Origin of the sequence: Gloeocapsopsis crepidinum LEGE 06123 (assembly GCF_015207655.1) — a bacterium.
In the GTDB taxonomy this organism is placed as follows: domain Bacteria; phylum Cyanobacteriota; class Cyanobacteriia; order Cyanobacteriales; family Chroococcidiopsidaceae; genus Gloeocapsopsis; species Gloeocapsopsis crepidinum.
The window spans coordinates 77873-98300 of sequence record NZ_JADEWN010000001.1; the positions used below are offsets into that span (position 1 = coordinate 77873).

Sequence of the window (20428 nt, forward strand, 5' to 3'; positions counted from 1 at the left end):
GCTAGTTATATTAATACTTATTAAATAGCAATATTAAAGTTAAGGTTCTAGCAAACATTAATACTTTAAATCATTTGTTAATCTTTAATGATTCGAATTAGACTATATTTACTGCGATCGCCTACTACAAAATTAAAACAATTTGCTTTTAGCAATTGCAAGCATGATTAGTTGGGAGTAGACCACTTATACTAATTTAAATACAGAAGTATTAGTAGTGTATCTAGCTTAATAAATAGTCTGAGCTAGGATTACCACAATCGCGATCAAAACTTTCTACTCTAGGGCTATCAGTACTACAGTGATATTGTCTTTTCCACCGCTTGCTAAAGCAGCTTCTAGCAAGGCTGCAGACGCTTTTTCTATAGCAGGATGAGATTGAAGTTGAAAAGCAATGTGTTCGTCAGAGAGTTCTTCTGTGAGTCCATCAGAGCAGAGTAGCAGGCGATCGCCTAGTCGGACGTTAATTGTTTGAATATCAATTAGATCTAGCTCTTCTCGACCCAAGCAGCGTGAAAGAATATGTCTCCAAGGATGATTGCGGGCTTCTTGTTTAGAGATATCACCTTGGTGTAAAGCCATGTTGATCCAGGTGTGATCTGTGGTTACTTGTTGTAATGCCGCTTCTCGAAACAGGTATAAGCGTGAGTCACCAACATGTGCGATCGCAGGCTGTTGTTCTCGAAAAACTATAGTGACTGCGGTTGTTCCCATATCACTACATTGTGGCTGCAGCTTTTGTTCGCGGACAATTGCTAGATTAGCTTGCTTGAAAGCATTTTCTAATAAAACTTTAGTTTCCAGATCGCTCTGCCAATGCTGCAGGAGATAATCTCGAATGATTTGAGTAGCAATTCGACTCGCTTCTTCACCACCTGTATGACCGCCCATACCATCAGCGACAATAAAAAATCGCCCTTCCGGATCAATGTAATAAGCATCCTGATTCGAGAAGCGTACCAACCCTGGATTGCTAAGACCCGTGAAGCGCAGTTTCATAGTTGCCTAAAAAATTAATACATGCGGTCGTATCGGTCAAGGCGGATGAGCAGTCGCACAAGCGCTACCCCTACAGCTACAGCGATTGCTGCCGCAATTATTGCCAACCATATATAATGATTGACGAATAATAACGTAGCGGATAGAGTAAAAGCACTGATAATTATTGCGTAGTTTGTTCCTAATTGCAGGTTACTTTGACGACGTAGTAGCCGCTCAGTTTCAATCGAACGAACGCGCACGCGAATATCACCTCGCTCTAGCTTTTCTAGTGTATCTTCTAAACGTCGTGGCAGACCAAAGGCAGTGCTACCTACCTGTGCTGCTTGGCGACTTAGTTCATTTAAAAAGCTATTACCATCAACACCATTGCCGTTAGTCATAAGATCCATCGCAAAAGGTTTAGCAACTTCCATAAAATTAAACTCTGGATCTAAGCCCTTACCAACACCTTCTAAAGTTGAAAATGCTCGCATCACAAAGGTAAACGTTGCTGGAAAGCGAAAGGGCTGATCGTAGGCGATTTCGTACAAATCGTCACTAATTGCTGCCACTGATTGATTCTCAAATGGCTTATCCATAAAGTGATCGAGCATATACTGAACTGAGCGCCGTACTGGTCCCATATCATCGGTGGGTGCCAACGCTCCTAATGCTACTAAAGAATCTACGACTTGTTGAGCATCTTTCTGAGCAATACCAAACAACGTCTTCATGAGTTGTTCTCGGATGCCAGTTTTGATCTGCCCCATCATGCCAAAGTCATAAAATATTAACGATCCCTCTGGACTAACAGCAATGTTACCTGGATGGGGATCGGCATGAAAGAAACCATCATTAAGTAGCTGTTGTAAGTAAGCCTCTGCACCTTGACGTGCAATTAATTTTCTATCGATTCCCGCAGCTTCTAGTGCTTCATAATGACTAATTTTAATTCCTGGAACATATTCCAAAGTCAGTACTCTGGAAGATGTATAGCGCCAGTAAACTCTGGGAACTTTCACCCAATCGTAAGCTCGAAAATTGCGACGAAAAGTATCCGCGTTTCGTCCTTCGTTGATGTATTCAATTTCTTCCCACAAAATACGGCAGCACTCTTCATAAATTCCAATCCAATCGCGACCGCGTCCCCACTTAGGATGGTTTTGGAAATACTGCGTAATTCCTCGGAGAATTTTTAAATCGATTTCAAATAGCTTACGCAATCCAGGTCGTTGTACTTTGGCTACGACAATTTCGCCTGAATGCAATTGTGCTTTATGCACTTGACCTAAGCTAGCTGCTGCAATAGGAATTGGTTCAAAGCTTTTAAATAGTTCAGGGATTTTCTTGCCCAGTTCTTGCTCAATAATTGTCTCTACCTGCGCGTAGCCAAAAGCAGGGACTTTATCTTGTAACTTGGCAAGTTCCTCAACGTATTCACTAGGAAATAAATCTGCACGCGTCGAAAACAGCTGTCCTACTTTAATAAAAGTTGGTCCTAAATCCAACAATTTATTACGAATCCAGATAGCTTGTCGTTTGCGTCTTGCACTGCGCTTAGCTTCAGTAACTCCACCTGAGTAGCTCCATGACTTGTTGTTGTACCAAAAACCAGTAAGCAATCGAATCACAAACAGCCAGATGTCTACAAAACGGCGTTTGCTAGAGTAATTTTCCCGATTCCAACGGTAAGACTTTTCTCTGTAGCCCGTTTCCAAGTCATTAGTGTACCGTAGAGTTTTCACGGAGTCAGCAGGAAGAACAGACACTCAACGTTCCTAAGTTTGTTTTGTAAAGATTTGGTCAGAATAACTATTTATTATCAGTAGTAGAAAATTGTCAGTTACACATCTACCCTGATGTTTAGTTATTTGTACCAGAGCTACTGCGATAACGCTGTATTTCTGTACGTAATAAAGCAATTTCTGCACGGAGATCGTCAATCATTGCCTGTGTGTCTACAGGCTGTGTATCTGGTGTAAAAATTGTCGTTGAAGTTCTACCTCTAGTAGTAACTTCCATTTCTCGGTTAGCCCGTTCCATGACTTCCTCAGAAAACTGGCGCATCCGTTCTCTCAGTTCAGCATCAAGTTTACCCAACTCGCTCAACGTGTCTGTTAGGGTATTTTCTAACTGTTCGTTGAATATTTCAGCAACAGCTCTACCCACAAAAAAAGCTTGTACCAAAGGATTACTCATAAATATTTTTTTACACACATCCGCAAAAATTATAACTTGCCTGTCTGCTCTACTGCTGCGGCTAGTGTCGGGAGCTTGAGATTTTTGTTGAAGTAATTTACTGAGGATAGCGGTTTTTGACAAAAGCGATCGCCCAATTACGGCGATCTTCAGAATTTGTACTGTGCTTAATAACACCATCGAGAGTTGCTGCTAGTAACTCCTCTAATATGATGCGATATTGAGGTCCAGGTTTGTAGCCTAAAGTCTTTAGATCGTTGCCGTTGAGTGGTGGCTCAATCATGCTCCAGTGAGTAAAATACTGCCAAATTAGACGCCTAACATCACGGTGAGTGCGGATAGCAATTAAAATCAGCGTTGGCACATCGTAACGGCGTAGTAACTGTACTACTTGACTTGGTTGCTGATAGGAAGGCAAAAGTTTTTCAACCTCTGTTTGTGCCTGGTCTAGCAATCCTAAACGCTTGATGCTGTCATCAGGCAGTTGTAGATTTGTGGCTACTTGAACGCGGTATTCAGGTGATAGGTAAGCAGCGATCGCTTCAAGCCGCAATAACCAATGATGCAAATTTTGTTGCCGATCTCGTTGTTGTAAACAGCGTTCTAGCAAGCGAAGTTGTCGCCACAATTCGCGATCTGGTTCTAATGTAGGGTGAATACATTTGAGAGCGCCTAAATCTGAAAGTAGCTTTAACGCACGCTTCCAGTACGGTGCTTCGAGAATATATTTCAGTTCACCTTTAAGACGGGTAGATAAGCCAGGGAGTTTATCTCCTTGGACGCGGCTGTAGATACCACTTGCGATGCAGTAGCGAATATAACTTTCGGTTTCCGGCTCAATTGTAAAATCTAGCCGTACCGCGAACCGTACCGCCCGATAAATCCGTGTGGGATCTTCAATAAAACTGTTGGCGTGTAAAACACGAATTTGCTGAGCTTGAAGATCGAGAAAACCACCAAAGAAATCTAGCAACTCTCCAGCGCGTGGTGATGTCAGTCTGACTGCCAAGGCGTTGATTGTAAAATCCCGTCGATATAAATCTTGGCGAATTGAACTGGCTTCAACTTCGGGATTAGCTGCTGGGTAAGGATAAAACTCAGTTCTGGCTGTGGCAATATCTACCCACAGAGAATCAAACGTTGAGTCTTTATGCCATAAAAGTGCTGCAGTTTGAAACGCACCGTGAACTTCTAGGCGAGTATTTGGGTAAATTTGCTGTAGTTCTTGTGCAAGTTGGACGCCTGCACTAATACCGTTATTGGCAACGTAACCATCTACTACTAAATCAATATCGGTAAGGAGTGATGAGCTATTAAAAGTGCTTTCTGGCGAACTGCAGTTACTTTGTCGAAAGTGTGTTAGCAGTAAGTCGCGTACTGCACCGCCAACAAGATACAAGTGCCAACCGCGTTGTTGTGCGTGTGTTGCTGCTTTGGTAAGTAATTCCCACAGTTGAGGTGCTAAGCGATCGCGCAATAGTTGATATGCACCTTGTCGATAATTAGGTAAAGTATCTCGATCAACGTGATTCCAGTTGACTTCCTCCTGATGAATTTCGCGTAATACATCGGTGCGCGTGACAATTCCTATTAACTCGCCATTGTCTAGAACTGGAAGACGTCCGATATCGTAAGTCACCATGAGCGACTCGATTTCAGGCAATGTTGTTGCTGGAGTAATTGTTTTAACATTAGTTTTCATGTATCCCTTAACGGGTGCATGACTAAAGCCATGATGCAGCGCAATATCAAGATCCCGTCGAGAAACGATACCGACAAGTTGACCTTCAGGATCTGCAACACATAACCCAGAATGACCATAGCGCAGTAGAATGCGCTGTGCCTCACCAATTGTTGTTTCAGGGCGAATTGTCCGCACGGGCGAAGACATCAAATCTCTGGCAATTGGTGGTTGAGGAGTTTGTTGTTTGAGTTTGTTTAAGATGGCTGCTAAGGTTTTTCTGGTATCAACACTCCGTAGCGAAATTGATGCTGCTTGCGAATGTCCACCACCTCCGAATTCTTGAAAAATTTCACTGAGATTCGTTCCAGGAATTCGCGATCGCCCGATAATCGTCACTCGTTCGTCAGGTTCTATGAAATGCTGCGCTGCTAAAATTAAGGCATCGCTTTCGGTAATTTCCATTAGCTGCGAAGCAAGGCTAGACAAGCCAGTTACATAACCTTTTGTCTCTAACATCACCCAAGCCAGAGTGTAGCCGCTAACGGTTTCAGTTTGAAGCTCAGCCAAGGCAGTTGTCAGTAATTCTTGCAGTTGGGCAGACAATCCTGGATCGATATAATCGCGAATGACGCGTAAATTAGCTCCTTGCTGCATTAACCACGATAATGCGATCGCATCGCGTGCGGTTGCTTGAGCAAAGGTGAGCGATCCGGTATCAACATGAATGCCTAAAGCCATCACTGTTGCTTCAACAGAATTCAGACTGATATTGTGTTGTTGCAACTCTTCAACAACTAATGTTGTTGCTGAACCAACAGCCGCAATTTGAGTTTGAGTTGCTGGAATATCTGTTGAGACACCTATGTGATGATCGTAGACGCGAATTGCTTCTAAGTGTGGTAGATTTAACCACTCGGCTGCTTTACCCAGGCGATCGCGCTTTTGTGTATCTACTATCACTAAAGAACGAATTTGTTCGGGATGAACTGCACGACGCTCAATTAACGGATATTCATCGCGATGTAGCGCTAAAAAATCGCGCACCGCCGGATGGCTACCACCAGTTAAAACAATTTTTGCCCCAGGAAACAACCTAGACACTCCTACTGCTGCACCGAGTGCATCAAAATCTGCTGTTGTATGACACAAAATTAAGTCCATCTCTCTATTGTGTAGTTTTTTAGAGCAGGGGAGATGGGGAGTTATGAATGTTGAGTTATGAGCTTAAGAGAGTTACTCGTAAAGAGTGCTGAGTTGTGAGTTAAGAAAACTCAAAATAATTGCCTTCCCAACTATGAGCACTTTCCAAACTAGCTACTAGTGACTCTTTCCTTCTACATTCACAACTTAAAACTATTCAAAGCGCCAAAGCCCCGCTAACTACTCTTTCACTCGTTTCTAGTCCCTTACTTTAATTTTTTACCTAAAAAGCTCGCATTTCTGATAGCGTACAAATAAGGAATAATCAGAAAATAGTCAGTTTTACGCTCAACACATTTGTCCACCTTGTTGCTGTCTTGGGAGAAGCACCTATGTTCTCAATTTTATTTCAAATAGCTTTAGTTGCTTTGGTTATCATGTCATTCGCTATGCTGATTGGCGTTCCAGTTGCTTACGCTACGCCTCAATACTGGGGTGAATCCAAACGGCTGCTTTGGGTAGGTTCGATTGCTTGGATTGGTTTAGTTTTTTTAGTTGGGGCTTTGAACTTTCTAGTTGTTTAAAGCATTTTTCCTTGACTAATATAAACAGTGTGAAACGATTTCACTAGAGACATCAAGATACACTAGTACTCAGGGGCAGTTAGCAATTGCCCCTAAGTTGTCAAGTAAGGTCGTCATAAAACGATCTGAGGTAAATAACAGCAGATTTTAGTGATTCAGCTTCCCTGCTGCGATCGCACTTACTTTCTGCAAGACATTAAGCACACGAGATTTTTACCGAAATTATAGTTATGACAGTTTTTGAGGGGACTTTTGCGCAAACAGAACCACTCCACTTAGCAATCGTGATTGGACGATTCAATGATTTAATTACAGGAAAATTACTAGAAGGATGTCAGGATTGCTTGAAACGTCATGGTGTTGATGTTAATCCTCATGGCAACCAAGTCGATTATATTTGGGTTCCAGGAAGCTTTGAAGTCCCTATAGTAGCAAACCAACTTGCTCAATCTCGGCGCTACGATGCCATTATTTGTCTGGGTGCGGTAATCAGAGGACAAACACCTCATTTTGATTATGTTGCTAGTGAAGTAGCTAAAGGAATTGCAGCAGCTGGATTTCAAACAGGAGTACCAGTTGTTTTTGGCATTTTAACGGCTGATACAATGCAACAAGCATTAGAAAGAGCAGGTGTTAAAAGTAATAAAGGTTGGGATTACGCTATGAATGCTCTAGAGATGGGTAATTTAATGCGTCAACTGCATTCCAGGTTAAAAGCAGAACCGTATCGAGATCCTCAACTACCGGTAGCTCTCAGAAGCGCTCAAGCCCCAGATGTTTCAGTGGCTCCAGAAGCAATGGGTTAGAAGCTACCGACAGCAATTAGTATTTAGCTAATAGCTCTAAACGAAGCTTGACAAATTACGGTCAATTTGAGATGATAAGAATTACACAAATTTTGCGGGTATAGCTCAGTGGTAGAGCGTCACCTTGCCAAGGTGAATGTCGCGCGTTCGAATCGCGTTACCCGCTTAAGAAAAATAAACAACAAAGTTGGGTAAGGAAAGAGTAAAAGCTCCTAGGATAGATCGTAGGAGTGAAGTAGTGCATAAGTTTTAGGAAATACTGTAAAAAGTAGAATAAGAAACCAAAAAGCATCAAGATACAGTTGGTCATATAGGATCGGATTTAGATACACTCGTGAGATAGCTACTTTTTGCCTTTACTAGTTGTCGTGCAAGCTCAAAAGGGAAAAAAAATCGATCTTAGTTCAAACTATCCATGCCCGTGTCGTAGACGCGGTCATCTAGTACCGATTATGCTAACAGAAGCATTTGGTTGCGATCGCTGTCAGCAGTTATTTGTTGTAGAAGACAAAGGTTATTTGTTAGAACAACTTTCTACAACCTATCCGTACAAACGTTCATGGCGTTGGATGGGAGGTCGTTGGGTTGTTGCCCAGCCGCGTCTTGGACAAACGTATCTACCCATAGCATTGGGAATTATTTTAGTATTACTGATTGTGTGGTTGCCTTTGGCACTAAGATCCGATAATACAAACACAAATATTCTCCTTTGGGCAATGGTAGCAGTACTATTAGCTGTATTACCAGCATTAATGGTATGGCTTACTTATAGACGTTAATTAAATGACAGTTGATGCTTTTGACACCCCTGATGCAGTTGCGGTCGCCAATCATGCTTATCAAGCTTCCCTAAGGCTGGGCGTCACTAAGGGAACCGAACGAAGTAGTGCTGTGCTGGCAATGGCAAAAGCGCTAGAGCATTCATTTAACGACATACTAGAAGCAAATACTCTAGATTTGGAAGCTAGCCGCGAAATGGCAGTTCCCGATCTTATCTTGGATTGGCTAAAACTGACACCAAAGCGCTTACAAGCTACAGTGGAAATTTTAGAAAGGCTTGCTGCACTATCCGATCCAATTCGGCGGGTAAGAAATGCTGATTATCAATTACCAGACTCGCAAACGTATTGCCAGCTAATGCCATTAGGAGTCATTGCACTCATCTATGAAGCATTTCCTGAGTTAGCTGCGATCGCGGCAGGATTATGTATTAAAACGGGTAATAGCTTAATTTTGAAAGGCGGTAGCGAAGCAAGTAATTCTAATATAGCAATCGTAAATGCTTTACAGCTAGCCCTTGAAGAAGCCGGCATATCGCCAGGATGCTTAAATTTATTACCAGTAGATCGTGGTGGTATTGTTCGAGATTTAGTGACACAGGATCGGTACTTAAACTTAGTCATTCCTTATGGACGCCCTAGCTTAGTACAACAAGTTGCCAAAGTAGCAACAGCACCAGTATTGCGCTCAGCAATGGGAAATTGTTATCTTTACTGGTCAGGTTCAGGAAGTCTTGATATGGCACGCACGATTATTTTAGACAGTCATCAAAGCGAACCCGATCCTGTCAATGCCATCGAGAAGGTACTTATTCACCGCGCAAGTAAGCCTTCGTCTTTAGTAAGCCTCTGGAGTAATTTACAAGAAAAGGGCTTTCAGATTAAAGGGGACACAGAATTAGTAGCAGCATTTCCCGAATTACAGCTTGCTGCTGAATCTGAGTGGACAGGCCCTTATTTAGATCGAACAGTCGCATTCAAAGTGGTCGATCATTTAGAAGAAGCGATCGCGTGGATTAATCGACATAGCAGCGGTCATGCTGATTGTATTGTCACCGAATCTTACCAGGAAAGCCGCCACTTTGCCTTAGGAGTGAATAGCGCTTCAACATATATCAATGCTTCTCCACGCTTTTCGCGGAATCCAGCCCAAGGCGATACTGTATTTTTGGGTATGTCCAATCAGCGAGGACAAAGACGAGGGTTTATTAGCTTGGAAACGTTAACAACAGTGAAACACATTGTTCAAGGAAACGGAAAATTCTAATTTAGGTTTCCTAAGGTAGTGGTTGGTGAGAGTACATCACCATCATAAATATTGTGATCCCCAATCCACAGATCAGCAGTAGTAAAGAACCCCAACTGGCTGAATGCTCTGTCATCTGTTGCCATACTCTATTACGGGTTGCCATAAAATTATTCTCCAAATCCCTTTTTCTTAATCTATCGTTAAGGGATCGGCAATCTTCGATGAGATAAGAAAATTAACAGTACGGGGATCAAAAGAAGTCAGGGGATGTACTGGAGATTAAGGGGGACGTGGGCGCAGAACTGTAGTTCAAGGAAACTCAATGAATGCAATGAATGCAATTAATGAGGAGTTCCACTCTAATAGCTGCGACGTATTCAAACGATTTTTCCAGTTTTTCACGAATGAATCTTGGGGCTGGAAATCAAACAGCGATCGCCTGTCTCAACTTAGCTTGGCTTTGAACTGAACGTCTGCGCCAGCGTCCTCCGACTGAACTCTAGTTCAATGATTCTTTAGCAGCAAGCTTAACTTTAGTTGCAAGACCTAAGGTTTGCAGTAATTGAATCGTCATCCAAGTCATATCAATTTCCCACCACTGTAAGCCGTGACGGGCAGAGTATTGAAATGCATGATGATTGTTGTGCCAACCTTCGCCGTAGGTAACTAAAGCGACCCACCAGCAATTTTTTGAGTTATCGTTTGATTCATAAGTACTGTAACCAAAAATATGGCTAGCGCTATTAACAAACCAGGTGCAGTGCCAAACTAAAACAAGGCGGACAAAAATTCCCCAAACAACGAAAGACCAACCGCCGATAAAGTACAGTAAAAGTCCTAAAGTGAACTGGATAGGAATAAAATACTTATCGAAGAATTGATACACTGGGTCATCTCCGATGTCTTTAATGTAGCGGGGAACTTCAGATTGCATAGGTGCATGGAATAACATCCAACCCATGTGACTCCACCAGAAACCTTGGTTGGAATCATGGGGATCTGGTTGTTGATCCGAGTACAAGTGATGTAGCCGATGTAGTCCTACCCAGTCTAATACCCCTCCTTGGCAGGCAAGTGTACCGCAGAAAACAAAGAAATACTCTAACCACTTGGGGGTTTGAAAACTGCGGTGGGTGACTAAGCGATGGAATCCTAAGGTAATTCCTAGTCCGCCTGTTATCCAGTGGAGTAATAAAGCTAAACCTACAGCACTCCAACTAAAATTGCTAGGCAGTAGGGCAAACGCAGCACCAATGTGAACAAAGGCGATAAAGAGAATAAACGCCCAATTTAGAGGAGGTTTAGTAGAGGTGGCAATGGTCATGCAATTATCTCGTATAAATCAGCTCAATCTCGGCAATAATAAACACCGCGTAGAAAATGAATTATGAGGTGTTGATGAATAGCTCTGAACAGCTACAAGCAGCCGAACAGGCACTATCTCCGATTTTTTCTGGAATTGACGCTGCAGTCAAGCAAAATTTACAACGCGTGTTGAGGGCATTTCGCAATCAGCGTGTGGGAACACACCATTTTACTTCTGTTAGTGGTTATGGTCATGACGACTTAGGACGTGATGTTTTAGATCGTGTTTTTGCAGAAGTTGTACAAGCCGAAGCTGCAGCAGTACGGGTGCAATTTGTTTCAGGGACTCATGCGATCGCATGTGCGTTATATGGTGTCCTCCGTCCTGGTGACGAAATGTTAGCAGTTGTAGGTTCCCCGTATGACACGTTAGAAGAAGTGATTGGATTACGTTCTCCTGGTCAAGGTTCCCTTATTGAGTTTGGCATTCGCTACCGCGAATTATCTCTAACCGACGAAGGAACTGTCGATTGGCACGCTTTAGAAAACGCCATTAAAAATGATACCCGTTTGGTGCTCATTCAGCGATCTTGTGGTTATTCTTGGCGTGCGAGTTTGGCGATCGCCGAAATTGAAAAAATTGTCCGCATTGTGAAACAGCAAAATCCTAAAACAGTATGTTTTGTCGATAACTGCTATGGTGAATTTATCGAAGATCGCGAACCAACAGCGGTTGGTGCGGATTTAATCGCTGGTTCGTTGATAAAAAATCCTGGGGGGACAATTGTCACTGCTGGCGGTTATGTTGCTGGAAAAGCAGAATTGGTAGAAGCGGCAGCTTGTCGCTTAACTGCGCCAGGAATTGGAAGTGCTGGGGGTGCAACGTTTGATCAAAATCGTTTACTGTTTCAAGGATTGTTCCTCGCCCCACAAATGGTAGGAGAGGCGATAAAAGGTAATCACTTAACAGCGTATGTCTTCGATCAGTTAGGGTATCCGGTAAATCCGGCACCATTTGCCTCCCGACGCGATGTGATTCAAGCAATTAAGTTAGGTTCGCCACAAAAGTTAATTGCATTTTGTCGGGCAATTCAGCAGAATTCACCTGTAGGTTCTTATCTCGATCCTGTTCCCGCAGCAATGCATGGTTATGATAGTCAACTCGTCATGGCGGGTGGGACGTTTATTGATGGCAGTACATCAGAATTCTCGGCAGATGGTCCCTTACGAGAACCATATATTGTCTTTTGTCAGGGCGGTACGCATTGGACTCATGTGGCGATCGCGCTTGAAGCAGCGATTGAGGCGGTACAAGTAGTTAATCAGTGAAAGATTAAATTCCTATGCCGTTTGTTATCAAGATTAACGAACCACATAGGCGTAGCCGAAGGCTAGGTCGCAAAGGTTACACAGAATTAAAATTACTAGAATTACAAAAGCACTTGATGAGGTTTTGTATTGTAAATGAATAATGAAGCTTTAGATGTTCCAACGAAGGTTTCTTTTAAAGAAGCGATTGATTTAACTCAATTATTGCTGGATCAAGTTGGATCTGGGCAGTTGCAAGAATCGGAAGTCAAAGCCGTTGTATCTGATTTGGTGAGAACGCAAAACGGTGCTAGAGGCTTTTTTGTGACTTATTTAACGACTGATTTACTTATAGACGATCGCCTAACAAATTCGGTTGTGGAAGCTTTGCGATCGCATCCTGAAACTGTCGCAGAATTATTAGTGAAGAACGTTGCGATGTCGGCAGCTCAAGCATTGTATCACCGTCGCAATCAAGCTGAGGAAATGGTACAAGGTTCGTTACGAGTTCAACAGCGTACGCAAAAACTAATTCAATTGGTTAATCTTACTGCTGTATACCAACACGCTCAGGATTTGTTAGATACTGCTACAACTGGAGAAGGTCACTATCAAGACTTTCTCAATCGCTGGGGTTACGATACTGAACAAAGACAAGCCATGTGCCAAGCACTACAACAAGTCTTATCCCGCGCACATTAAAAGTCACGACTCCAATATTTTCACCCCATAATTTGCGATTCATAGCTGTACTGAGGTGTCTTTCAAGGAAAATCCAAAAATAGAACCCAAAATGGAAGGACAACACTATTCAAGGAATTTTCTGACCCCTGATCCCTGATCAATACAATTAGCCGCTAAATCCTACTAAGAATACGGCGATCGCACCAACAACTGCCAATATTGATAACACTACTCCAGCATTAGGGCTGCCTTTGAAGGAATAATTTTTGTCTTTCATGGAAGTACCTATGTGTTAAGCTTCTATATCTATTGTTACATTTAGTAATAAATTTTTCATTAAATGTTTGTGGCATCTCAAGTTAATTGTTCGCAAACCAAATAGCTACTATATTCCTCCTACACCAGGGTTAAGCTGAATCAGCACCCAAGTGAGATATGTACCGATTGGTCCCCAAAGCATATATGGTAGAAGTAACCAAGATGCTGCTGTTGATATCTTACGGACAGAAATCGCTACAACATAAGCTAATATCGTTGCTAATCCACCAAAAATCAGTCCGCCAAAAAGACTGCGTAATTCAACGACAACAGGGCTGTAGAGAGTTGTGAGGAGGGCGATCGCAATATATAAGCCCATGAATAACCACGGGCGATCGCGTCTTGTGCGACGAGATTTCTCCCAGACTAAAATTGCCGAAATTGTGCCACAAATCCAAACAACTGCCCAAATCAAAGGAATCAATGATTCAAAAGTTAGCCATCCAGGGCGAGTTAAGTTTTGAAACCACGGATCGCGCAGTGAAGTCAGGAGATTTCCTCCAAAAAAAATTGCTACTGAAACGGCAAGAATTATCCATCTAGCTTTCATGGTAATTGGTGAGTAATTAGTAATTGTTTGCTATTTGTTACTATGTTGGTTAGCAGTAGCTAAAGGTTTTGTAAAAATCATGATATGTTGTGATGGCAGGATATTTTGAGTTTTTTGCCATTGCAATCCTACAAATTTCATTTCCTTTTTTACTTGATTTTGAGTCATTTTGTGTAATCCCTTAATTGGGATCAAAGGATTTTCTCTACGGTATTCAACTAATACGACTCTTCCTCCAGGTTTGAGAGCTTTTGTAATACCTTGCATAACTTCATATGGATAAGAAAATTCGTGATATGCATCTACCATTAGAGCTAAATCAATGCTATTTTCCGGTAGGTTAGGGTTAGTAATATTACCTAAGATTGCCTCGACGTTAGTAATTCCTGTATCTTTTTTCAGGAATTCAATAATATCCAACATTTCAGGTTGAATATCCACTGCCAATACTTTTCCATCAGGTAACTTTTGAGCCATCCGAAAGCTAAAGTAACCTGTCCCTGCACCAATATCTGCTACAACATCTGTGGATTGCAGATCAAGCGCGTTTAACACCTTTTGTGGTTGTTCTTCTGTTTCTCTACTTGGACGTTCTAGCCATAGTACTTCTGTATGTCCCATCACTTTGGCAATTTCACGCCCTTGGTAAAATTTACCAATACCGTCAGGGCTATGTATGGTGTGATACTGATAATTCTGACTGCTATCTACAACTGGAGTAGCTGCGAGTGTTGTGCAACTCACCAAAACTGTGCAATACAGTAATGCACACAATGGTAATATTTTAAGTCTTAGTTGGCTCCAAAACATAATTCAAGAAATAAAAGTGATTAGACAAGGGTAGCTTGACGGTTGCACTTCTTGCTCCAACGATATCGTCTATCTTGTGATAGAAACGCGGATGTGTGTAGCTGATCTAATATCAAGAAAAGTAGTTTAGATTACAATCAGGCTACGAAAGCGTATGAATCCAGATAGCGATCGCACAAATAATTTTACTCAGACAGATGTGACTGAAGCTGAAGAACAAGAAACAATTCAAGCTGCGGATCAAAAAACAAATAGTGTTGCAGATGTCGTTTCACCGGAAACACTTGTGGTTAAGGAACCACCACCATCACCAGATTATCCTCGATATCGAATTAGCCCAGATGAAAGCATCAGACTTGCTGAGATTAATCCCAATGCTTGCGAACACTACAGAAAAAAGAAAGACGTTGTCAAGGAACTAGAAATTCAAAGGAAGCGGCTGGCACTTTTACAAGAACGCTTGTACGCTGAAAATGAACGCAGCGTTTTGATTGTGTTGCAGGCAATGGATACAGGAGGAAAAGATGGCACAATCAAGCATGTTTTTCAAGGTATCAATCCGCAAGGTTGTCAAGTTTGGTCGTTTAAGAAGCCTACCGACGAAGAACTAAGTCACGACTTTTTGTGGCGCTATCACCGCCGCGCACCGCGTCGAGGAATGATTACTATTTTTAACCGATCGCACTACGAAGATGTTTTGATTGTGCGGGTGAAAGATTTAGTTTCTGAACAAGTATGGCGTCAGCGCTATCGCGTTATTAACGAGTTCGAGCAAATGCTAACGTTGGATAATATTGTTGTCATTAAATTCTTCTTACATATTTCCAAAGACGAACAACGCCGGAGATTAGAAAGCCGCTTGGAAGATCCGAATAAGCGCTGGAAGTTTTCGATTAATGATGTCAATGAGCGCAAGTTGTGGGATAAGTATCAACAAGCTTACGAAGATGCGATTAATAACTGTTCGACGGCTTATGCACCTTGGTACGTCGTGCCATCGAATAAAAAATGGTATCGTAATTTAGTCATTGCTAGAGCGATCGCCGATACTTTAGAAGCAATGAATCCTCAATATCCGGCTGCTGCCCAAGGATTGGAAAGCGTTGTTATTCCAGTATAAAGTTGGTGAATAAGTAAGCAGTGGTGATGCTACTTAGTTTACAGGTTGTCAATCCTGATCCACCACCATTTAATTAGGAGAATTGGTAAATCTATTTGTTCGCGATAGCGATCGCTTTCCAAGGGTGGTTCATTACTCCACAAATTCTCGTCTGGAAAAATTAAGTCTGTGGCGATCTGAGTTGAAGTAACCACCTGGGGCTGAGATATAACCGCGATTTCTGACGCTGTTTTTTTTACCCTATCCTAAACTTTCAGGTGAGTAGTGGAGAGTAGGGAGTTGTGTTGTTGGTTTAAGTGATAACTGCTATCCTCTATGCCTGAAATCAAAACTGCGTTGTTATAGAAGATAATTAATGAGAATATATCTTATTAAGCGCAATAACACTTCAGGAATGCAATCAAATCATGCCTCTCATTCTCTCAGATCGAGATTTAAAAACTTCTGACCCAAGCAGATACAAACTGAGTGTGAAGTGTTCTCAGTCTATTAGTTCGGCTTGTAAGCGATCAATTAATCTTGGTCATGGGTTACATTTACTCATTCGAGATTATCAACTTCAAGAACCTTTACTAGAAGAGATCGTCCACGCCTACTCAACAGTTGAACTTGAATTTGGTTTTAACTTGTCTGGTAAACCGCATCACCAAACGAGTTGTTTCAGCTACCCAGGTAGTTTTTTACAGTTTGAGCAAACAACTTCTCGGACAGCAATAGTAGAATGGTTGCCAGGACAAACTCTTAAGATCGATCTGCATTTGACTGCACCTAAAGATAGTTATGCATTCAGTCCAAAGCAGATGGAGTTGATTCCACTAGAGTTAAGACAGCAACTCGAAAATCCAGATGATGAATTTTATACAGATTTAGGTACTCTCACTCCTGAAGTGCATTTGGTGCTACAACAAATTCTCAATTGTCCGTATCAAGGAGAAATTGAGCAAATTTATTTGCAAGCCAAAGCATTGGAACTGATTGCATTGCAGTCAGCCCATATACTAAAGCATAGCGATCGCAACCAACCTGTTAAGTTAAAATCTTGTGATATTGATCGCCTTTATCACGCTAGAGATGTATTACTAAATAACGTTGAAAATCCACCTTCATTAATTGATTTAGCGCGATTGGTTGGAATGAACGACTGTACATTCAAACGCGGATTTCGGCAGGTATTTGGCACAACTGCATTTGGTTATCTCCGAAAACACCGGATGATTCAAGCACGGCAATTTTTATTAGAAAATAAAATGAGTATTGCCGAAGTAGCGTGTGCGGTTGGTTATTCACATCCTGGTTATTTTGCTGCTGCATTTCGTCGCGAGTTTGGAATAAATCCTAGTTCTTTGCGGCGTGATGTTCCGGCTTGTGACTAGAAATGTTCCTTGCTTAGGAGATGCGATCGCGCGATCGCAGATAATCATATTAGAAGTCGTAAGGACAGATTCAATGAATAGTGTTGTCCTCAATCTAGAACCAATTGCACACTTGAGCGATGAGCAATTCTATCAACTGTGTCTTGCCAATCGCGATTTAAACTTAGAAATGAGTGCAGCAGGAGAATTAATTATTGTGCCACCTGTGGGAGGCGAAAGTGGAAATCGAGAAGCTGGGCTAATCGCTGATTTAGAAATCTGGAATCGTCAAACTAAATTAGGTAAAGTTTTTAGTTCATCAACAATTTTCATTCTGCCCAACGGTGCTAAACGTTCTCCTGATGCAGCTTGGGTAAAATTAGAACGATGGGAAGCTTTGACGCCTGAACAGCGTAAAAAATTTCCGCCACTCGTCCCTGATTTTGCAATCGAACTGCGTTCCGAAACGGATCGACTGCAACCGATTCAAGCGAAAATGCAAGAGTACATCGAAAATGGTCTGCGTTTGGGTTGGATAATTAATCCTCAGGATAGCCAAGTAGAAATTTATCGACCTTCCCAAGCTGTAGAAGTCGTTCAAATGCCAGTGATTCTTTCTGGAGAAGATATTTTGCCTGGTTTTGAGTTGCAAGTGTAGCTACTTGGGTGCGAAGAAGCAGGTATGTTCGGTAACAGGTAATCGGTCATCGGTAACTGGGGAAGATATATTTTTACCTATTTACTCGCATAAATGTTCCGGCTAGTGACTAAAAAATTCCGTCGCGTAGCAGACGCGATCGCCCAAATCACTCTATAGTTTGCTTTAGCTTTCTTGCAAAGAATTTGCAATGAGGTGTTTGCAGGGCTAGTGATATTGAGGGTGGGTGTGAGTAATATGAGGCACCAGCGATTGCTTGGGTTGATGCTATTAGGAACGGTGTGGGCGATCGCGCTTCCGCCTGTTGCGGCAAAAGACGAGATACCGAGTAAAACGCTTACACAATGGATTGTAACAACGAGGAAATCACAAAATTCTGACATCGCTCAAAATGTTCCTATACAAGTCACCGGTGTGAGTGTCTTTGAGACAGATACAGCTTTAGAAATAGTTCTGGAAACCGCAGGGCAATTGTCGCAACCTACGACGTCGGTTGTTGGTAATACTTTAATTGCAGATATTCCGAATGCAGTACTGAACCTACCAGAACCACAAGAACCTCAATTTGTCAATCCAACAGCAGAAATTGCATCGTTATCGGTAACAAATTTGCCAAATAATCAAATTCGAGTTGCCATTGAGGGAGTCAACGCACCACCGACAGCACAAGTTAGTGCATCTGCGCAAGAATTGATACTCACTGTAACGCCTAGTACAAACGCAGCGATAACTGACGACGAGGAAGCGATTCAGATTGTAGTCACAGCAACACGCACTGAAGAAGCTGTCGAGAATGTCCCGCGTTCAGTTACAGTGGTAGAGCGCGAACAAATCGAACAACAGGTAACAGTATCGCAATCAAGAAACCTGCAAGATATTCTGGGTAATCTCGTTCCTGGTTTAGCACCGACAACGCAAAGTAATAACAATACAAATCAAACACTTCGAGGCAGACAAGTTCAAGTTTTAATTGATGGCGTACCGCTGCGTTCAAACTTAACAAACCAACCGCGAGATTTTAGAAGTATCGATCCTGATTCGATTGAACGTGTGGAAGTTGTACGCGGACCAAGTGCAACTTATGGTGATGGTGGTACCGGAGGCGTGATTAATATTATTACCCGCCGACCTCCTGAAGGAGAGATTCTAAGTACTGTAGAAGTTGGCGTGAATGCTGCTGCGGGTGGGGGAAATTCATTTTTATTAGGCGACAGTTTTGGTAACTTCTTTAAATACGGGCTTGCGGGCGATGAAGGCGTTGTGGATTTTGTTTTTGATTTCTCGCGATCGTATACTGGTGGCTTTTTTGATGCGCGTGGCGATCGCATTCCGCAATTTGCCCAAGATTCTGATGCTGACACATTAAGTGTCCTTGGTAAAATCGGCTTTGATTTCAGCGAAGATCAACGCTTACAGTTTAGTGCTAGCTATTTTGAAGCCAACGAAAACTTCCGCATCATTAGCGATCCTAGCATCGAAGATATTCCAGGAATTCAGTATGCCCGTGCGCTTGAAGTTCCAGGCATTGAAGTTATTGGTGGTAATGAAGCAGGTAATCACACGACTGTTTTTAACGTAAACTATACGCACGCAAATCTTTTAGGTAGTCGAGTCCAAGCACAAGCATTTTACCGCAATGGTCCCGTGTCATTTACACCTGAAGACTTACGACCGTTTGATTTTGTCGATCCTGGAATTTTTCAAAGTACAATTGAGCGCGAGTTATTTGGCGGTAGACTCCAGGTAGAAACACCTGTTTCTTCAACATTGAGCGTGTTGTGGGGCGCAGATTACCTCGATGAAGATATCTCGCAGGTAATTACGTTCTTCGATCCTGAAGTGTATGATGCGACAAACCGTCGAGTGTTTCAAGCAATTGGCACGCGAAGCTATATGCCTCCGCATAATTTTAGTAACCTTGGCTTATTTGCCCAAGCCCAGTGGAATTTAACCGACGCTTTGCGTCTTAGTGGTGGAATACGTTACGAACGCTTTGCCCTAAGTGTGGATGATTACACAACGGTTGGGTTTGGGTTGACTCCAGATCGGGCGATTGCTGGTGGAGATGTTAGTTTTGACGATATTTTATTTAACATTGGCGCGACGTACAACTTAACTGAGAATCTCAGCGTATTTGCAAGCTTTGCACAAGGCTTTTCCGCACCAACTTTTGGAACGATTTTGCGCGATCCACCCGAAGATTTCACCTCAGTTACGGATGATTTTGATGTCATTAGTCCGCAACTGGTGAATAGTTATGAAATTGGAGTGCGGGGAAATTGGGCAAATATCCAAGCTTCGCTTGCGGGTTTCTACAACGAGTCAGAACTCGGTATCGGATTTGAAGAATCTCCCTTGGGTACTCGCATTGCGCGTCAACCGCAACGGTTTATCGGGTTGGAAGGAACTGTAGATTGGCAACCTATCAATAATTTGGCATTAGGTGGAAGTGTAACGTTACTTCGAGGTGAATTTGAAAATGAAGATGGCGATTACTTAGCAATTGATGGATTTACGGTTTTTCCACCGAAATTAACGGCTTACGTACAACACGAAACTGATTTTGGCTGGCGCAATCGATTGCAATTGCTGTATGTTGGCGATCGCAGTGCGGCTTTCGATGATGGTGTTGATCCGGTTCCTGTGACAGGTTACACAACCCTTGACTTGATTAGCAGTATCCCATTACTTGGAGGTAGACTATCATTTAGCGTTGAAAATCTCCTCAATCGACAATACGCGCCTTTCTTGAATCAGGTTAATGGTGGATACTTTGAACCTGGAAACGTTGCTGCACGAGGTCGTACGATTAGTGTTAACTATTCGATTGATTGGTGACATTTTGAAGTTAGGGAATGGGTAATGGGTAATTCTAGATGAATATTATTTCCAATTACCAAT

Annotated in this window: 20 protein-coding genes and 1 tRNA gene; 12 read left to right on the top strand and 9 right to left on the bottom strand. The window is 42.3% G+C overall.

What is annotated here, in order from left to right; all coding sequences use genetic code 11:
- Positions 1 to 276: 276 nt before the first annotated feature.
- The 4 genes from IQ230_RS00295 to IQ230_RS00310 all read right to left on the bottom strand — a co-directional run bounded on the left by IQ230_RS00295 (position 277) and on the right by IQ230_RS00310 (position 6025).
- On the bottom strand, positions 277 to 999 hold the full coding sequence (locus IQ230_RS00295; protein ID WP_193929721.1) for a Stp1/IreP family PP2C-type Ser/Thr phosphatase: 723 nt from the start codon (positions 997 to 999) through the stop codon (positions 277 to 279).
- Positions 1000 to 1013: 14 nt separating this feature from the next.
- Positions 1014 to 2726: an ABC1 kinase family protein gene (locus tag IQ230_RS00300; RefSeq protein WP_407646591.1), complete on the bottom strand. Its 1713-nt coding sequence runs from the start codon at positions 2724 to 2726 to the stop codon at positions 1014 to 1016.
- A 118-nt stretch (positions 2727 to 2844) separates the two neighbouring features.
- Positions 2845 to 3180, bottom strand: coding sequence for a DUF6825 family protein (locus tag IQ230_RS00305; RefSeq protein ID WP_193929931.1), 336 nt, complete (start codon positions 3178 to 3180; stop codon positions 2845 to 2847).
- A 97-nt stretch (positions 3181 to 3277) separates the two neighbouring features.
- Complete coding sequence (locus IQ230_RS00310) at positions 3278 to 6025, bottom strand: CBS domain-containing protein (RefSeq protein WP_193929723.1); 2748 nt, start codon at positions 6023 to 6025, stop codon at positions 3278 to 3280.
- A gap of 371 nt (positions 6026 to 6396) precedes the next feature.
- Here IQ230_RS00310 and psbZ point away from each other — a divergent pair, with 371 nt between their 5' ends.
- From psbZ to IQ230_RS00335, 5 genes are all read left to right on the top strand, one after another.
- Positions 6397 to 6588 carry a photosystem II reaction center protein PsbZ gene (psbZ, locus tag IQ230_RS00315; RefSeq protein WP_105218355.1) on the top strand — a complete coding sequence of 64 codons (192 nt, stop codon included), beginning with the start codon at positions 6397 to 6399 and terminating at the stop codon, positions 6586 to 6588.
- Between the two features lie 230 nt (positions 6589 to 6818).
- Positions 6819 to 7394 (top strand): 6,7-dimethyl-8-ribityllumazine synthase, encoded by a 576-nt coding sequence (gene ribH, locus IQ230_RS00320; RefSeq protein ID WP_193929725.1) that lies wholly within the window; start codon positions 6819 to 6821, stop codon positions 7392 to 7394.
- 94 nt (positions 7395 to 7488) lie between these two features.
- A tRNA-Gly gene (locus IQ230_RS00325) sits at positions 7489 to 7560 on the top strand.
- Between the two features lie 202 nt (positions 7561 to 7762).
- Positions 7763 to 8173, top strand: coding sequence for a hypothetical protein (locus IQ230_RS00330; protein WP_099700689.1), 411 nt, complete (start codon positions 7763 to 7765; stop codon positions 8171 to 8173).
- Between the two features lie 4 nt (positions 8174 to 8177).
- A complete protein-coding gene (locus tag IQ230_RS00335) occupies positions 8178 to 9440 on the top strand; it encodes a glutamate-5-semialdehyde dehydrogenase (RefSeq protein ID WP_193929727.1) in 1263 nt (420 codons plus the stop codon).
- Positions 9441 to 9450: 10 nt separating this feature from the next.
- On the opposite strand, the gene IQ230_RS27240 is transcribed toward IQ230_RS00335, so the two are convergent.
- Positions 9451 to 9585, bottom strand: coding sequence for a hypothetical protein (locus IQ230_RS27240; protein ID WP_265576173.1), 135 nt, complete (start codon positions 9583 to 9585; stop codon positions 9451 to 9453).
- Between the two features lie 159 nt (positions 9586 to 9744).
- Here IQ230_RS27240 and IQ230_RS00340 point away from each other — a divergent pair, with 159 nt between their 5' ends.
- Positions 9745 to 9891, top strand: coding sequence for a hypothetical protein (locus tag IQ230_RS00340; protein ID WP_193929729.1), 147 nt, complete (start codon positions 9745 to 9747; stop codon positions 9889 to 9891).
- 30 nt (positions 9892 to 9921) lie between these two features.
- On the opposite strand, the gene IQ230_RS00345 is transcribed toward IQ230_RS00340, so the two are convergent.
- On the bottom strand, positions 9922 to 10746 hold the full coding sequence (locus tag IQ230_RS00345; RefSeq protein ID WP_193929731.1) for an acyl-CoA desaturase: 825 nt from the start codon (positions 10744 to 10746) through the stop codon (positions 9922 to 9924).
- 74 nt (positions 10747 to 10820) lie between these two features.
- On the opposite strand from IQ230_RS00345, the gene IQ230_RS00350 reads away from it, so the two are divergent.
- Positions 10821 to 12056: a methionine gamma-lyase family protein gene (locus tag IQ230_RS00350; protein WP_193929734.1), complete on the top strand. Its 1236-nt coding sequence runs from the start codon at positions 10821 to 10823 to the stop codon at positions 12054 to 12056.
- Positions 12057 to 12191: 135 nt separating this feature from the next.
- Entirely contained in the window at positions 12192 to 12737 is a 546-nt protein-coding gene (locus IQ230_RS00355) for a hypothetical protein (protein WP_193929736.1), read from the top strand.
- A gap of 367 nt (positions 12738 to 13104) precedes the next feature.
- Here the strand turns inward: IQ230_RS00355 and IQ230_RS00360 are convergent, their stop codons facing one another.
- Positions 13105 to 13587, bottom strand: a complete 483-nt coding sequence (locus IQ230_RS00360) for a TspO/MBR family protein (protein ID WP_193929739.1) — start codon at positions 13585 to 13587, stop codon at positions 13105 to 13107.
- 30 nt (positions 13588 to 13617) lie between these two features.
- Positions 13618 to 14397 (bottom strand): class I SAM-dependent methyltransferase, encoded by a 780-nt coding sequence (locus IQ230_RS00365; RefSeq protein WP_193929741.1) that lies wholly within the window; start codon positions 14395 to 14397, stop codon positions 13618 to 13620.
- Between the two features lie 154 nt (positions 14398 to 14551).
- On the opposite strand from IQ230_RS00365, the gene IQ230_RS00370 reads away from it, so the two are divergent.
- On the top strand, positions 14552 to 15517 hold the full coding sequence (locus tag IQ230_RS00370; RefSeq protein ID WP_193929743.1) for a polyphosphate kinase 2 family protein: 966 nt from the start codon (positions 14552 to 14554) through the stop codon (positions 15515 to 15517).
- Between the two features lie 38 nt (positions 15518 to 15555).
- Here IQ230_RS00370 and IQ230_RS00375 read toward each other — a convergent pair whose 3' ends face one another.
- A complete protein-coding gene (locus tag IQ230_RS00375) occupies positions 15556 to 15711 on the bottom strand; it encodes a hypothetical protein (protein ID WP_193929746.1) in 156 nt (51 codons plus the stop codon).
- Between the two features lie 213 nt (positions 15712 to 15924).
- On the opposite strand from IQ230_RS00375, the gene IQ230_RS00380 reads away from it, so the two are divergent.
- The 3 genes from IQ230_RS00380 (at position 15925) to IQ230_RS00390 (ending at position 20365) form a co-directional block, all read left to right on the top strand.
- Positions 15925 to 16890, top strand: coding sequence for an AraC family transcriptional regulator (locus IQ230_RS00380; protein WP_228054453.1), 966 nt, complete (start codon positions 15925 to 15927; stop codon positions 16888 to 16890).
- 73 nt (positions 16891 to 16963) lie between these two features.
- Complete coding sequence (locus IQ230_RS00385) at positions 16964 to 17527, top strand: Uma2 family endonuclease (RefSeq protein ID WP_193929933.1); 564 nt, start codon at positions 16964 to 16966, stop codon at positions 17525 to 17527.
- Between the two features lie 237 nt (positions 17528 to 17764).
- Entirely contained in the window at positions 17765 to 20365 is a 2601-nt protein-coding gene (locus tag IQ230_RS00390; RefSeq protein WP_193929750.1) for a TonB-dependent receptor domain-containing protein, read from the top strand.
- Positions 20366 to 20428 lie beyond the last annotated feature (63 nt).

What these genes read in the sequence shown, in the direction of transcription:
- IQ230_RS00295 (WP_193929721.1), bottom strand. Translation starts at nt 999, where the DNA reads ATGAAACTGCGCTTCACGGGTCTTAGCAATCCAGGGTTGGTACGCTTC.
- IQ230_RS00305 (WP_193929931.1), bottom strand. Translation starts at nt 3,180, where the DNA reads ATGAGTAATCCTTTGGTACAAGCTTTTTTTGTGGGTAGAGCTGTTGCT.
- IQ230_RS00310 (WP_193929723.1), bottom strand. Translation starts at nt 6,025, where the DNA reads ATGGACTTAATTTTGTGTCATACAACAGCAGATTTTGATGCACTCGGT.
- psbZ (WP_105218355.1), top strand. Translation starts at nt 6,397, where the DNA reads ATGTTCTCAATTTTATTTCAAATAGCTTTAGTTGCTTTGGTTATCATG.
- ribH (WP_193929725.1), top strand. Translation starts at nt 6,819, where the DNA reads ATGACAGTTTTTGAGGGGACTTTTGCGCAAACAGAACCACTCCACTTA.
- IQ230_RS00335 (WP_193929727.1), top strand. Translation starts at nt 8,178, where the DNA reads ATGACAGTTGATGCTTTTGACACCCCTGATGCAGTTGCGGTCGCCAAT.
- IQ230_RS27240 (WP_265576173.1), bottom strand. Translation starts at nt 9,585, where the DNA reads ATGGCAACCCGTAATAGAGTATGGCAACAGATGACAGAGCATTCAGCC.
- IQ230_RS00340 (WP_193929729.1), top strand. Translation starts at nt 9,745, where the DNA reads ATGAATGCAATGAATGCAATTAATGAGGAGTTCCACTCTAATAGCTGC.
- IQ230_RS00345 (WP_193929731.1), bottom strand. Translation starts at nt 10,746, where the DNA reads ATGACCATTGCCACCTCTACTAAACCTCCTCTAAATTGGGCGTTTATT.
- IQ230_RS00350 (WP_193929734.1), top strand. Translation starts at nt 10,821, where the DNA reads ATGAATAGCTCTGAACAGCTACAAGCAGCCGAACAGGCACTATCTCCG.
- IQ230_RS00355 (WP_193929736.1), top strand. Translation starts at nt 12,192, where the DNA reads ATGAATAATGAAGCTTTAGATGTTCCAACGAAGGTTTCTTTTAAAGAA.
- IQ230_RS00360 (WP_193929739.1), bottom strand. Translation starts at nt 13,587, where the DNA reads ATGAAAGCTAGATGGATAATTCTTGCCGTTTCAGTAGCAATTTTTTTT.
- IQ230_RS00365 (WP_193929741.1), bottom strand. Translation starts at nt 14,397, where the DNA reads ATGTTTTGGAGCCAACTAAGACTTAAAATATTACCATTGTGTGCATTA.
- IQ230_RS00370 (WP_193929743.1), top strand. Translation starts at nt 14,552, where the DNA reads ATGAATCCAGATAGCGATCGCACAAATAATTTTACTCAGACAGATGTG.
- IQ230_RS00380 (WP_228054453.1), top strand. Translation starts at nt 15,925, where the DNA reads ATGCCTCTCATTCTCTCAGATCGAGATTTAAAAACTTCTGACCCAAGC.
- IQ230_RS00385 (WP_193929933.1), top strand. Translation starts at nt 16,964, where the DNA reads ATGAATAGTGTTGTCCTCAATCTAGAACCAATTGCACACTTGAGCGAT.
- IQ230_RS00390 (WP_193929750.1), top strand. Translation starts at nt 17,765, where the DNA reads ATGAGGCACCAGCGATTGCTTGGGTTGATGCTATTAGGAACGGTGTGG.